Origin of the sequence: Aquamicrobium sp. LC103 (genome assembly GCF_001014615.2) — a bacterium.
GTDB lineage: Bacteria > Pseudomonadota > Alphaproteobacteria > Rhizobiales > Rhizobiaceae > LBCQ02.
The window spans coordinates 279,921-293,413 of the sequence record NZ_LBCQ02000010.1 but is presented as its reverse complement, the minus strand read 5'-3'; the positions used below and the strand labels follow the sequence as shown (position 1 = coordinate 293,413).

Sequence of the window (13,493 nt, the reverse complement as noted above, 5' to 3'; positions counted from 1 at the left end):
ACGCAAAAGCCGGCGCACGCCGGCGCGGGGGCACGCGGATACCGGACCTTAACCACTGCCGTTCCCTAATGAAGCGGCGGTGGGGGATCCGGAGCCCGCGACAGGCGGCCGGACCGGACGCATTGGGGTTATTGGAATGAACAACGCTAATTTGAGATCGGACCGGCGCCAGGAGCTGATTGCGTTCCGTATCGGCGACCAGGAGTTCTGCGTCGACATCATGTCGGTGCGCGAGATCCGCGGCTGGACCGCGACGACGCCGCTGCCGCACGCGCAGAAATTCATGCGCGGCGTGATCAACCTGCGCGGCTCGGTGCTGCCGATCGTCGACCTGCGCGCGCGCCTCGGCTTCGGCTTGACCGAGCCGGAAGCGCGCCACGTCATCATCGTCGTGCGCTCCGGCACGCAGGAGGTCGGGCTGCTGGTGGACGCGGTCTGCGACATACTGACGGTGACGGAGGAAGAAATCCAGGCGACGCCCGGCATCGCCAACGAAACGGTGAAATCCTTCATCAGGGGCATTCTGGCCATCGAAGGACGAATGATCGGCGTGGTCGGGCTGGAGCGCATTCTTCCCCATGCCGAAGCGGAAGCCGCATGAGCATGTCCGTACCGTCCGGAAGGGATGGCCCGCCGCTCGCGCTCGTGGAAGGAGAATTCCTCTTCACCGCGGACGATTTCGCGGCGATCGCCAGGATGCTCCACGACGACGCCGGCATCGCCCTGTCGGAAAACAAGGCGTCGCTGGTCTATTCGCGGCTCGCCAAGCGCCTGCGCGCGCTCGGCCTGCAGAGCTTCCGCGATTATTGCAGGCTGGTTGCGGGCACGGAAGGCGGCGACGAGCGGCAGCGGATGCTCGCCGCGCTGACCACCAATGTCACCCGTTTCTTCCGCGAGCCGCATCATTTCGAGCAATTGAGGCACAGGCTGCTGCCGGACCTGGTCGCCAGAGCGCGCGCCGGCGGGCGCGTGCGTTTCTGGTCGGCGGGATGCTCGACCGGGCAGGAGCCCTACTCGATCGCGCTGACGATTCTCGACGTCATGCCCGACGCACCGCGCCATGACGTGAAGATACTCGCGACCGACATCGACCCGAACGTGATCGCGGTCGGGCGCGACGCCGTCTATTCCGACGATGCGGTCCAGCCGGTTCCCGCGCCGTTGCGCGAGCGCTGGATGGTGCGCCTCAAGGACGGCGGCCGCGACATGTGGGGCGCGGGCATGGAGATGCGCGAGCTCGTCGCCTTCCGCGAGCTCAACCTCATGGGCCACTGGCCGATGAAGGGAAAATTCAATGCGATCTTCTGCCGGAACGTCGTCATCTATTTCGACGAACCCACGCAGGAGCGGATCTGGTCGCGCTTCGCGCCGCTGCTGGAGCCGGGCGGCCGGCTCTATGTGGGCCATTCCGAGCGCGTGACCGACATGGCCAGGTTCGAGACGGACGGTCTCACGAGCTACAGGCTGAAGGACGACGCATGAGCTCGGTCAAGGTCCTCGTCGTCGACGACAGCGCGACGATGCGCAGCCTCATCTCGGCGATGCTGCGCCGCGATCCGGAGATCGTCGTGGTTGGCCAGGCGGGCGATCCGCTGGAGGCGCGCGAGGCGATCAAGCAACTCAATCCCGACGTGATGACGCTCGACGTGGAAATGCCCAACATGAACGGGCTCGCCTTCCTGGAGAAGGTGATGCGGCTTCGGCCGATGCCGGTCGTCATGGTCTCGACGCTGACCCAGCGCGGTGCCGACGTCACCCTGGCCGCGCTCGAGCTCGGCGCGGTCGACTGCGTCGGCAAGCCGACCTCCGGCATGTCGCCCGGCGACGCCTTCGGCGATCTCGCCGAGAAGGTCAAGGCGGCGGCCAGGGCGCGCGTGCGCGCCGCCTCCGACCGCCCGGCAAGCCAGGTGGCGCGCGGCGCCTTTCGGCCAGACGGGCGGGTCGTGGCGATCGGTTCGTCGACCGGCGGCGTGGAGGCGCTGCAATCGCTGCTTTCGGCCTTTCCGGCCAACTGCCCGCCCACGGTGATCACCCAGCACATGCCGGCGACCTTCACGAAGAGCTTCGCCGAGCGGCTCAACCGCGTCTGCGCGGCGCAGGTGAGCGAGGCGACCGAGGGGGCGGTTCTCGAACCCGGCCGGGTCTATATCGCGCCCGGGGGCAACGCCCATCTCGCGATATCCGGCGCGCTGCAGAAGCGCTGCCGCCTCGTCGACGCGCCGGCGGTCAACGGACATCGGCCGTCGGTCGACATGCTTTTCCAGTCGGTCGCCGCTTCCGCCGGCCAGGGGGCGGTCGGCGTAATCCTCACCGGCATGGGGCGCGACGGAGCGCAGGGCCTTCTTGCCATGCGCAAGGCGGGCGCGGAGACGGTCGGGCAGAGCGAGGCGAGCTGCGTGGTCTACGGCATGCCGCGCGTCGCCCATGAGATCGGCGCGGTGCAGCGCCAGTTTTCGCTGGAACGTATCGGAGCCGAAATCATCGACATCTGCAACGCCTCGCGAGAACCGGCGTGATGCGGGGCGAAGCCGCCGCCGCGAAGATCCATGTCGTGCAGGGTGAGCAGTTCGTCACCGACGATCCGGGCATCGTGCTGTCGACGCTGCTCGGGAGCTGCGTTTCGGCCTGCATGCGCGATCCGGTCGCCGCGGTCGGCGGCATGAACCACTTCCTGCTGCCGGGCGGTGTCGCCTCGGCTGCCGACGGTGTCGCTCAACGGCATGCCGTCCATGCCATGGAGCTGCTGGTCAACGAGCTTCTGAAGCGCGGCGCGCGGCGCGAGCGTCTCGAAGCGAAGCTCTTCGGCGGCGCGCGGCTGATCGACGGGCTGACCGATATCGGCAGCAAGAACGCCGATTTCGCGGAAAGATTTCTCGCAGCCGAAGGCATCCGCCTCGTCGGCGGCAGCCTGCGGGGCGAGCAGGGGCGCAAACTGCAATATTGGCCGGTCTCCGGCCGCGCGCGGCAATCCCTCATGGAGCGGGAAAACCGACAGGTGTTCGACGCCGAGCGGCGTTCGCGACCGGTGGCGGTTCCGGCCGGCGAGGGCGCGGTGGAACTTTTCTGACGGTTCGAGCCGACGATTGGCCGCGCGATCACATGGCAGGCGAAAGCAGGCGAGCGCGATAGCGGGAAGCCGGAATCAGGCCAGTCGGGGCAGCCGGACTTCAGAAGAAATCGACGTCGCCCGCGTTTTCGGCCGGCTTTTCCTCGGCATTGCCCCCGAGCTTCAGCGCCATTTCGGCGAGCGTGACGCCGGCGAGGGCCGCCGAGGTGTCGACCCGCCATTGCGGCTCGGCCTCCTGCTCGAGCGCTCGAAGGAAACCGGCGACGCCGGCCACACGCTGCGCGTTGAGGTCCGCGTCCTGCATCGCGCTGACATAGCCGGCGTCGCCCGCGCCATGCGCCCACGTCGATTCCGCGATCAGGGCCTGGCCGCGGTCGATCCTCGAGGCGATGTCCTCCAGCTCGATACGCAGGCGCGCAAGCACATCCGTCAACGGCTCGCGGGAGCCGCCCTGACTTATGTCCGTCGGTTTCGGGTCAGCCTTCACCTTCGTTCCTCCTCCCTGTCCGGACGGACTGTCATGCCGCTCCGACGGCGGGCTCCAGAGCATTTCCGGTGAAAATAGGATCACCTCCCATGCTCTAACCCTTTGTTTTAAGCAATTCCGGACGCAGGATCGCTTCGGATTTTTGCCGGACTTGCTCTAGTGCAGCGGCCCGACGATCGCCTCGAGCGCCCGGCGGAGCTGGTCGGGGCTGAACGGCTTGGTCAGGTAGTTGTTGAGCCCGAGCTTGCGGCCCTCGTCGAGCACCGCCCTGTCCGGACTGCCGGTGAGGATCATGAACGGCGTGCGCGAAGTCGGCTTGTAGGTCCGGATCGCGTGCAAGAGCTGCAGGCCGTTCATCTTCGGCATGTTCATGTCCGAGATGATCAGATGCGACGGCGTGGTCATCATCATCTTCAAGGCCTGCTCACCATCGGCGGCAACCTGGATCTGGCGGAAGCCGAGCGATTCCAGCGCGTCCCGGAGAAGCAGGCGGCTCGTGGTCGTGTCGTCGACGACGAGTATCCTGAGTTGAGCGAGTAGTGACATTTCTTGGCCCCTGATTTGCCGGCGTGGCGAAGCTCAGGCTTCGCTTCGTTCCGTCGAAATGGTGTGCGATTGCATCAATGGATCGCCGCTGACGTCTCGTCCGCGGAAGCGAGGATGTTGTCGAGCGCGATCAGGCTGATCATGCGGCCCTCTATCGCGATCAGGCCCTTGGTGAAGGAGCGCGCGAGTTCGGAGGCGACATTTGGCGTGGCCTGTATCGACGCCTTGCTGATGGTCAGTATGTCCGAAACGGCGTCGACCAGGAGCCCGATCGTCTGGGCCCCGACCTGCGTGATGATGATCACGTGGCGTGCCGTCGGCTCGGTGCTGCTGAAGCCGAGGCGTGCCGAAAGGTCGACCACCGGCAGGACGGCGCCGCGCAGGTTGATGACGCCCTTCACATAGTCGCTGGAATGCGGCAGCGGCGTCGTCGGCGTCCAGCCACGGATGTCGCGGACGCTCATGATGTCGACGCAGAATTCCTGCTCGCCGAGGCGGAAGGCGATCAGCTCGCTGTTCGTTGCCAGGTCCTGTTCGTTGACGTGCATCATGCCGCGTTCCTCTTGCGGTTGGCATGGTCGCGTCCGGTTCCGGCGACGACCGCGTCGATGTCGAGAATGACGGCCACGCGGCCGTCTCCGAGGATCGTTGCCGCAGCGACGCCGAACACCTGCCCGTAATTCGTCTCGAGGCTCTTGATGACCACCTGCTGCTGGCCGATGATCCCGTCGACGAGGAGCGCGGACTGGCTCTGGTTCTCGGTCTCGACCAGCACCGCGACGCTCTGCAACGGGTCGGCCTCGCTGTCGCGATAGCCGAGTTCCGAGCCGATATCGATCAACGGAATGAAGGAGCCGCGTATCGCGACCACGCGGGCCTTCTCGCCGAGGCTGTGGATGTCGGCCGCCTTCGGCTGCAAGGTCTCGACGATCGCCGTCAGGGGTACGACCAGCGTCTGGCCGGCGACCGTCACCACCATGCCGTCGAGGACCGCCAGCGTCAGCGGCAGGCTGAGCGTGAAGGTCGTGCCCTGGCCGGGACGCGAGGAGATGGTGATGCGCCCGCCGAGCGCCTGGATGGAGCGGCGAACGACATCCATGCCGACGCCGCGTCCGGAGACGTCCGAGATGGTGGAAGCCGTCGAAAAGCCCGGCGCGAAGATGAGATCGTCGATCTCGGCGTCGGAGAGCTGCGCATCGGCATCGATCAGCTCCTTGCGGACCGCGATGTCGCGCACGCGGGCGCGGTTGATGCCGGCGCCGTCGTCGGCGACCTCGATGACCACGCGGCCGGACCTGTGCGCCGCCGTCATGCGGACCACGCCCTGCTCGGGCTTGCCCGCCTTGACGCGGTCGTCCGGTTTTTCGAGCCCGTGGTCGACGGCGTTGCGGATCATGTGGGTCAGCGGGTCGGCGAGCCGTTCGATGACGGTCTTGTCGACCTCGCAATTCTCGCCGTCCGTGATGAGCCGGACCGACTTGCCGGTCATGTCGGCGACTTCGCGAACGACGCGCGACATGCGCTGGAAGATCGGCCGCACCGGCTGGGCGCGGATCGCCATGACGCTGTCCTGGATCTCGCGCGTCAGGTGCTCGAGATCGTCGAGACCGACGGCGACATCGGACAGCCTCGCGATGCCGGCTTCCATGACTCGCTGGGCGAGCATGGACTGGTTGATGACGAGCTCGCCGACGAGGTCGATGAGCCGGTCGACGCGGTCGAGGTCGACGCGAATGGTGGCGGAGGGCTGCTGCGCGCCCTGCGCCGGGGCGCCCTGCGACGCGGTCGGCGGCGCCACCGCGGCAAGTTGCGGCGGCGTTGCGGACGTCTGCCGCGGCACCGGCGCCAATGCCGGAATTTCCGCGGGCGCCGGCGCGCTTTCCTTGATGCCGGCTTCGACGAGCAAAGCCTCGACCGCGAGCGAAGCGTCGGTCCCGCCCAGGCCCTGCGCCTCGATCGACAGATCGCAATCGAATTCGACGAACTCGAACACTTCGCGCACCGCCGCGTCGCCGCCGGAGGTCGAAAGCCGAACATGCCAGCTCAGATAGGCGCCTTCGGGGTCGAGCTCGCTCAGCAGCGGGATTTCTGAGAAGTCGCAACGGATCTTCGCCTCGCCCATGCGGCGCAGCTCGCGCAGGAGCCGGATCGCGTCATTGGCCTTGGCATAGAGCTCCGGCTTCGGCTTGAAGCTGATCGCGAAGCCGTTCTGGCCGCCATCGGCCTGCGTGCCGCCGACCAGATCGTCGAAGGAGATCATGACGGGCGCGAAGCCGAAATCGTCTGTTTGCTGGTCGCCGGACATGGCGATGGGTTCGAACACGGGCGCGGCGGGCGCGGGCTGTGCGCCCCCGGCCTGGGCGAGCTCGTCGCCGATCTGCGAGACGCGGGCGGCATCGACGGTCCCGCCGTCCCTCGACACGCGTACGAGATCGGCGAGCGTGTCGGCGGCGCGCAGCATCAGCCTGACGATCTGCGGCGCGGTCTCCACCTTGCCGCTGCGCATGCCGTCGAGCGTGGTCTCGAAAGTGTGGGCGAAGCGAACGAGCTCGTCGAGACCGAAGGCGCCGGCCCCGCCCTTGATGGAATGCACGGCGCGGAAGACGGCATTGATCGTCTCGGCGTCGCCTTCCTCGCGCTCGATCGTCAGCAGGCCGCTTTCGAGCTCGGCGAGCTGTTCCTCGCATTCCTGGAAGAAGGTCTGCTTGATGGCGGCCATCGTGTCCATGGAACTGCCCTCCTCAGGCCGCGACGCGGTTGATCGCGCTGACCAGCTTGGCGGGATCGAAGGGCTTGACGATCCATCCGCTGGCACCGGCGCGGCGGGCGCGTTCCTTCTTGTCGTCGACGCTTTCGGTGGTCAGGACGAGGATCGGGATCGCGCGGTACTTGCCGTTGCCGCGCACGGCCTCGATGAAGCCGAAGCCGTCCATGCGCGGCATGTTGATGTCGGTGATGATCACGTCGGGCGTCGAGCTGCTTTCCAGCATCTCGAGGCCGTGTACGCCGTCTTCAGCCTGGATGACCTGCATGCCGGCGTCCATGAGCGCCGCCTTCAGCATTTCCCGGATGGTACGCGAATCATCGACTGTCAGGATGACTTTGCTCATGCTCAGTTGTTCCTCGTGCAGAAGTCGCTCGTGGCGAGGCCGGCCGTCTCCGCGGCCTCCAGAAAGGCGGCGGAAGGTTCGCGGACCGCCAGTTCCGCGCCGTCGGCGGCCCAGGTGGCCGCCGCCGAGAGAAGCACCTGGATACATTGACCTCCGAGCTGTTCGACGGCCGAAGCATCGAGTGTCAGATCCTTCCCCCTCAGGGCGAGAAGCTCGGCCGCCAGCGGCGCCGCCGCCTTGATGTCGAGCTGGGAAGGAAGCGAGATCAGTCCCGGCATGAGATCCCTCATAAGGTCTCCTTCAGCAACCATGTGTCTGCCCTCAGAACTCTTCCCATGTGTCGGCCCGCGCCTGCTCGGGCAGGGCGAGCGCATTGTTGCCGGCCGTCGCATGCGCGGCCTGCGGCTTGCGCGCCGGACGCTCGCGCTCGGGGCGCGGCTCGACATTGTCGATGGCGAAGGCGGCAATGCTTTCCGACAGTGCGGCGGCTTCCGTGCGCATGGAATGGACGGCGGCGGTGGTCTCCTCGACCATGGCCGCGTTCTGCTGGGTCGCCTGGTCCATCTGGCCGACGGCGTTGTTGACGTCGGCGAGACCGGCGGCCTGCTCCCTCGCCGACGAGGCGATGCCGGCGACCAGCGTGTCGATCTCGACGACGCGGCCGATGATGCGGTCCGACGCCTCTCCGGTCTCGGCCATCAGCTTGACGCCCTGGTCCACCTGGGTGGAGCTGGTCGTGATCAGCGTCTTGATCTGCTTGGCGGCTTCCGCCGAACGTTGCGCGAGCGCCCGCACCTCGGAAGCGACCACGGCGAAGCCCTTGCCGGCGTCGCCCGCGCGGGCCGCTTCCACGCCGGCGTTCAGCGCCAGGAGGTTGGTCTGGAAGGCGATCTCGTCGATGACGCCGATGATCTGCGCGATCTCCTGCGAGGAGCGGGCGATCTCGCTGATCGCCTGCACCGCCTTGCGCACGGTCTGGCCTGAATTGTCGGCCTCCTCGCGGGCGACCATCACCTTGGAGGCTGCCTGCGAGGCGCCCTCGGCCGCCCTTGCGACGCTTTCGGTGAGCTGGCTCAGGGCCGCCGCCGTCTGTTCCAGGCGCGTGGCCTGCAGCTCGGTACGCCTGGCGAGGTCGTCGGCGGCATGGCCGACCTCCTCCGAACTGCCCTTGATGCTCTCCGTCGACAGGGTGACGGTGGAAAGCGTGCGCGCCAGCGCTGCGGCGGCACCGTTGAAATCGGCCTTCAACTGCTGGAATTCGGGCGCCAGTTCCTGATCGATCCTGACCGTGAGATCGCCGGCGGCGATGCGCGCGAGCGCCGAGCTCAGCGCGTCGATCGCGAATTTCTGGCGGGTTTCCGCCTCGGCACGCGCCGTTTCGATCTTGCGGCTTTCCTCCTCGATCGCTTCGAGATAGGCGGAAAGCGACAGATCCATGTCGATCAGGGCAGCCTTGACCAGGCTGGCGATCGCCGCACCGGTTGCCTCGCCGCCGCCCTTGCGTTGCAGGAAGCGCGGCCAGTTCTCGACGACGATCGACTTTATGAGATGCTCGCACATCAGCGCATAGCCGCCGATATACCAGTTCGGCTCGAGCCCGAGGCGCGCATGCGTGCGGCCGATCTTCAGCACGGCCCTTTCATAGTCCTCGTCATATTCGGCGTCGGCGATGATGGACCAGTGGTCGGCCTGACGGTCCCTCGCGCTGTCCATATGCTTCGGAGAAGCGAAGAAGCGGGCGGTCTGCGGGGTTGCGCCGACCTTTTCGTAAAAGGCGGAAAGAGCAGGACCTATGGACTTCTCGATGAGTGGCTTGAGCTGTTTCAGCCGGGCGCGGCCGGCTTCGTCAAGTTCCATGAATTCAAGACGCTGCTCGAGCGTCACCTGCTCTCGCTGATGAGTATGCATTATCCCGATTCCGGCCGGGTAGGCCTTGCGATGTAGGAAGGATCGTCATTCCGGTCGTGGCCGGTATCGGGGCGCGGCATCATGCCTTTGGCGCTATGGCGCACCAAGCCCCGCTCGATTTAGTAGGGGGAAATTCGTTTCCGTTGGCTTAATTTCGAAAGCCAAATGCGACGGGCGAGAGCGGCCCTTGTCGCGACCCCTGGATATCGGGGCCGGTCGAGCCGGCCCCGATGGATATTCACTGTCAGGCGTTCTGGGCGGCGACGACGATGATCTCGACGCGGTATTTCGGTGCCGCGAGCTTCGCTTCGCCGGTGGCGCGTGCCGGTGTGTTGGCCGGGTCGACCCAGGCATCCCAGGCGGCGTTCATTTCGGCGAAATCGTTCATGTCGGCCAGCCATATCTGCGCCGAAAGGATGCGGGCCTTGGAGGAGTTCGACAGCGCCAGCAGGCGGTCGATCTCGGAAAGGATCGAAGCGGTCTGCTCCTTGACGGTCGTGCCCTCGCCGACCTGACCCGCCAGATATACGATGCCGTTATGGATGTTGGCCTGGCTCATGCGCGGGCCGGTTTCGTGGCGGATGATGTCCATGGGAACTCCCTTCCTCAAAGTTTGCAGGCCGAAACGCGGTTCGGTCGACGACGCTTCTATTCGTCCGCCCGTCGCTCCGCAACCGTTCACGCGAAAACGCCGCGCTTCGCCTCGACGAGCGAGCTGATGAATGCCGAGACCGCCTGGATGCGCCGCAGCGGCCGCATGGATTCGTGATAGACCAGCCAGTAGGAGCGGCGGATGGGCGCGGCCGCCTCGACCGGCACGAGATCGGCGTGCCCGCGCGCGATGAAGGTGTGCAATATTCCGATCCCCGCGCCCGCGCGCACCGCCTCGACCTGGCCAAGCGCGGAGGAAACGGCGAAGGCCGATTGCCAATCGGGCGAGAATTCCGGTGCGTAGTCGAGCGAGGGATTGATGACGAGGTCGGGCACGTAGCCCACAAGCCGGTGGCCCGAAAGCTCGGCAGGCGAGACCGGCAGGCCATGTTTCTCGGCATAGGCGGCGGAGGCGTAGAGGCCGAGCGTGTAGTCGACCAGCTTGGCGGCGACGAGCCGGCCCTCGGTCGGACGCTCGACCGTGATCGCGATGTCGGCCTCGCGCCGTGACAACGAGAAGGAGCGGGGCACGGGCACGAGCTGGATCGCCAGCGACGGGTGGCGCTCGGTCAGCGCGCCGAGGCGTGGCGCCAGGAACGCCACCCCGAACCCGTCCGGAGCGCCTATCCGGACGACGCCCGATATGTCGTCCGCCTCGCCGGCGATCTCGGAGCGCGCCGCGATCATGTCGGCTTCCATGCGTTCGGCGACGGCCTGGAAGCGCTCGCCCTCCGGCGTCAGCTCCGAGCCCGTCGTTAGCCGGTTGAACAGCTTGGCGCCAAGCGCGGCCTCGAGCGCGGCGACACGCCGCGACACGGTGGCGTGGTTGAGCTCCAGCCGCCTCGCCGCACCCAGGATCTGCCCGGCACGGGCGACCGCGAGGAATATCCGCACATCGTCCCAGTTCATCGGCGGGACACCGAGATGAGGAGGCTAGAGTCAATCGGGGCAACGTAGAACATCCGGTCTTCCGTATTTTGCGAAAATCGACAAACCTATTGTAGTGGGCTTTATTTTCCGCACAACAGATGCGGAAAGCCTCGCGTTGCATTCCGCGGTCGGAAGCGGGACAATGAACGCAAATTTTCCAGGGAGTCATACGATGCTCGAGGTAGGACATTTCATCGGCGGCAAGCGCGTTGCCGGTACCAGCGGACGCGCGGCCGACATCATGCAACCCATGGACGGCACGGTGCGGGGCAAGGTCGCGCTCGCCTCGCGCGAGGAATTGCGCGCCGCGGTCGAGAACGCCAAGGCGGCGCAGCCGGCCTGGGCGGCGACCAATCCGCAGCGGCGGGTACGCGTGCTGATGAAGTTCCTGGAACTCGTGCAGAACGAGTATGACGAACTCGCCGAGACGCTCGCCCGCGAGCACGGCAAGACCATCGCCGACGCCAAGGGCGACATCCAGCGCGGCCTGGAAGTGGTCGAGGTCTGCATCGGCGCACCGCATCTCCTGAAGGGCGAATTCACCGACGCCGCGGGCCCTGGCATCGACGTCTATTCCATGCGCCAGCCGCTGGGCGTGGTGGCGGGCATCACGCCGTTCAACTTTCCGGCGATGATCCCGCTGTGGAAGATCGCGCCGGCGATCGCGTCGGGCAACGCCTTCATCCTGAAGCCTTCCGAGCGCGACCCGAGCGTGCCGATCCGCATCGCCGAGCTGTTCATCGAGGCGGGTCTGCCCGCCGGCATCCTCAATGTCGTCAACGGCGACAAGGAGGTGGTGGACGCGATCCTCGACGATCCGGACATCAAGGCCGTCGGCTTCGTCGGCTCGACCCCGATCGCGCAATACATCTACACGCGCGCCACGGCCAACGGTAAGCGCGCGCAGTGCTTCGGCGGCGCCAAGAACCACATGATCATCATGCCGGACGCCGACATGGACCAGACCGTGGACGCCCTCATCGGCGCGGGCTACGGATCTGCCGGCGAGCGCTGCATGGCGATCTCGGTGGCGGTGCCGGTGGGCAAGGAGACCGCCGACCGGCTGGTCGAGCGCCTCATCCCGCGCGTCGAAAGCCTCAAGGTCGGCCCCTCGACCGACTCCTCGGCGGATTTCGGCCCGCTCGTGACCAAGGAAGCGCTGGCGCGGGTCAAGAATTACGTCGACGCTGGCGTCAAGGAAGGCGCGAAGCTGGTCGTCGACGGCCGCGACTTCACCATGCAGGGCTACGAGAACGGCTACTATATGGGCGGCTGCCTGTTCGACGACGTGAAGCCGGAGATGAAGATCTACAAGGAGGAGATTTTCGGACCCGTTCTCTCCGTCGTGCGCGCCGCCAACTACGAGGAGGCGCTGCGGTTGCCCAACGAGCATGAATACGGCAACGGCGTCGCCATCTTCACGCGCGACGGCGATGCGGCGCGCGATTTCGCGGCCCGTGTGCAGGTCGGCATGGTCGGCGTCAACGTGCCGATTCCCGTGCCGATCGCCTACTACACTTTCGGCGGCTGGAAGGGCTCGGGCTTCGGCGACCTGAACCAGCACGGCCCGGACGCCTTCCGCTTCTACACCAAGACCAAGACGGTCACCTCGCGCTGGCCCTCGGGCATCAAGGACGGAGCGGAATTCGTCATCCCGACGATGAACTGAGCGAGGGGCCTTCGCGAAATACCCGACGGGCGTCCCAGCGGCGCCCGTTTTTCTTTTCAGGGTACACGCCGCGTGACGCGCCGTCACCAAAACGTGATGGAACGCCGCAAGCCGCATTTTCCTTGTCTTGCCGAGGTCCGACGCATGCGGCGGCGGGCCGTTCTAGGACGGCAGGAGGTGCTGTCATGGCACGCATTCCAGTCTATGTTTCCGCGATCGCAACCTGCGCGCTGCTGTCTGTTTCTCCGCTCGCTTCCGCGACGAGTTCGAAGACCATTCCGCAGGCTTCCACCGCGGCCGTCATGAACGAGACGCCGGCCCGCAACGCGGACCTGCTCTCCATGCAGATGTGCGGCGAACGCGACCAGGTGGTGCAGGAGCTCGCTCAGAACTTCAACGAAACGCCCATGGCCTATGGCCAGGTCGACGGCAGTGCCGTGGTCGAGATCTTCGTGTCCGACGGCGGCACCTGGACGATCCTGGCGACGGGAACGGACGGCAATAGCTGCATCGTCTCGGCGGGCGAAGGCTTCGAGAGCACGACGTTGATCAAGGGCACGGACGTCTGACCACCGCGGCGTCCGGCCCGCTTGCGCGGACAATCCAGCAAACCCATATGTTCCATGAGGAGAGCCGCATGGGCGGTTCTCCCGCGTTGTACAGACCGGAATACGGAAAGGAGCGACGCGATGAAGACGTCGGAACCGGCCTGTATCGCTCCGGTGCTGTGAGCGGATTCTTGGCCCTCCATCCCGGAGCGAACGGGAAAGGAGGTGCCACATGGCACGCACGTCCAAAATCACGACATTCGAGCGCGTCATTGCGGTGGCGCTGGCCAGTCTCCTCGCGACCTTGCCTGCCGCGGCGCAAACGCGCAGTTGTGCCGGCAGGGCCGAAGTGATCGCCTGGCTGGAAGAGAGGTTCGGCGAAAGGCCGATCGGCGTCGGCGTGGTCGGCGATCATACGATCGTCGAGCTGCATGCATCGGAGACCGGCACCTGGACGATACTGGCGACCAGTCTTACTGGCCAAAGCTGCATGGTTTCGTCGGGTCATTCCTGGACGCCGATCGAGACGCCTCACGAAGGGACGACAGCGTCGCGCACGGATGGCGGTGGCTGAGGC

At 66.3% G+C, this 13,493-nt stretch carries 16 protein-coding genes; 7 read left to right on the top strand and 9 right to left on the bottom strand.

Annotated elements, in window-relative coordinates; all coding sequences use genetic code 11:
- Positions 1-136 precede the first annotated feature (136 nt).
- From XW59_RS20455 to XW59_RS20440, 4 genes are read left to right on the top strand one after another with little or no spacing between them, the layout of a single operon-like run.
- The gene (locus XW59_RS20455; protein WP_047147496.1) at positions 137-601 is read left to right on the top strand and encodes a chemotaxis protein CheW; all 465 of its coding nucleotides are present in this window, start codon (positions 137-139) and stop codon (positions 599-601) included.
- On the top strand, positions 598-1,482 hold the full coding sequence (locus XW59_RS20450; RefSeq protein WP_047147495.1) for a protein-glutamate O-methyltransferase CheR: 885 nt from the start codon (positions 598-600) through the stop codon (positions 1,480-1,482). Before XW59_RS20455 ends, XW59_RS20450 begins: the two co-directional genes overlap by 4 nt.
- On the top strand, positions 1,479-2,516 hold the full coding sequence (locus tag XW59_RS20445; RefSeq protein ID WP_047147494.1) for a chemotaxis response regulator protein-glutamate methylesterase: 1,038 nt from the start codon (positions 1,479-1,481) through the stop codon (positions 2,514-2,516). The genes XW59_RS20450 and XW59_RS20445 overlap by 4 nt, the downstream gene beginning before the upstream one ends.
- Positions 2,516-3,067: a chemotaxis protein CheD gene (locus XW59_RS20440; RefSeq protein ID WP_047147493.1), complete on the top strand. Its 552-nt coding sequence runs from the start codon at positions 2,516-2,518 to the stop codon at positions 3,065-3,067. The genes XW59_RS20445 and XW59_RS20440 overlap by 1 nt, the downstream gene beginning before the upstream one ends.
- Before the next feature lie 100 nt (positions 3,068-3,167).
- On the opposite strand, the gene XW59_RS20435 is transcribed toward XW59_RS20440, so the two are convergent.
- From XW59_RS20435 to XW59_RS20395, 9 genes are all read right to left on the bottom strand, one after another.
- A complete protein-coding gene (locus XW59_RS20435) occupies positions 3,168-3,554 on the bottom strand; it encodes a hypothetical protein (RefSeq protein WP_136068392.1) in 387 nt (128 codons plus the stop codon).
- A gap of 156 nt (positions 3,555-3,710) precedes the next feature.
- The gene (locus XW59_RS20430; RefSeq protein ID WP_047147491.1) at positions 3,711-4,100 is read right to left on the bottom strand and encodes a response regulator; all 390 of its coding nucleotides are present in this window, start codon (positions 4,098-4,100) and stop codon (positions 3,711-3,713) included.
- Between the two features lie 74 nt (positions 4,101-4,174).
- Entirely contained in the window at positions 4,175-4,651 is a 477-nt protein-coding gene (locus XW59_RS20425) for a chemotaxis protein CheW (protein WP_047147490.1), read from the bottom strand.
- Positions 4,648-6,828, bottom strand: coding sequence for a chemotaxis protein CheA (locus XW59_RS20420; protein WP_047147489.1), 2,181 nt, complete (start codon positions 6,826-6,828; stop codon positions 4,648-4,650). The genes XW59_RS20425 and XW59_RS20420 overlap by 4 nt, the downstream gene beginning before the upstream one ends.
- A gap of 13 nt (positions 6,829-6,841) precedes the next feature.
- Complete coding sequence (locus XW59_RS20415) at positions 6,842-7,210, bottom strand: response regulator (RefSeq protein ID WP_047147488.1); 369 nt, start codon at positions 7,208-7,210, stop codon at positions 6,842-6,844.
- Between the two features lie 2 nt (positions 7,211-7,212).
- Positions 7,213-7,500, bottom strand: a complete 288-nt coding sequence (locus tag XW59_RS20410; protein ID WP_052958328.1) for an STAS domain-containing protein — start codon at positions 7,498-7,500, stop codon at positions 7,213-7,215.
- Between the two features lie 31 nt (positions 7,501-7,531).
- Positions 7,532-9,118 carry a globin-coupled sensor protein gene (locus XW59_RS20405; protein WP_047147487.1) on the bottom strand — a complete coding sequence of 529 codons (1,587 nt, stop codon included), beginning with the start codon at positions 9,116-9,118 and terminating at the stop codon, positions 7,532-7,534.
- Positions 9,119-9,362: 244 nt separating this feature from the next.
- The gene (locus XW59_RS20400; RefSeq protein WP_047147486.1) at positions 9,363-9,710 is read right to left on the bottom strand and encodes a RidA family protein; all 348 of its coding nucleotides are present in this window, start codon (positions 9,708-9,710) and stop codon (positions 9,363-9,365) included.
- Between the two features lie 86 nt (positions 9,711-9,796).
- Positions 9,797-10,678, bottom strand: a complete 882-nt coding sequence (locus XW59_RS20395) for a LysR family transcriptional regulator (protein WP_047147485.1) — start codon at positions 10,676-10,678, stop codon at positions 9,797-9,799.
- A gap of 193 nt (positions 10,679-10,871) precedes the next feature.
- On the opposite strand from XW59_RS20395, the gene XW59_RS20390 reads away from it, so the two are divergent.
- From XW59_RS20390 to XW59_RS20380, 3 genes are all read left to right on the top strand, one after another.
- Positions 10,872-12,368, top strand: coding sequence for a CoA-acylating methylmalonate-semialdehyde dehydrogenase (locus XW59_RS20390; protein WP_047147484.1), 1,497 nt, complete (start codon positions 10,872-10,874; stop codon positions 12,366-12,368).
- A gap of 185 nt (positions 12,369-12,553) precedes the next feature.
- Positions 12,554-12,937, top strand: a complete 384-nt coding sequence (locus XW59_RS20385; RefSeq protein ID WP_052958325.1) for a hypothetical protein — start codon at positions 12,554-12,556, stop codon at positions 12,935-12,937.
- 211 nt (positions 12,938-13,148) lie between these two features.
- Entirely contained in the window at positions 13,149-13,490 is a 342-nt protein-coding gene (locus tag XW59_RS20380; protein ID WP_047147483.1) for a hypothetical protein, read from the top strand.
- Positions 13,491-13,493 lie beyond the last annotated feature (3 nt).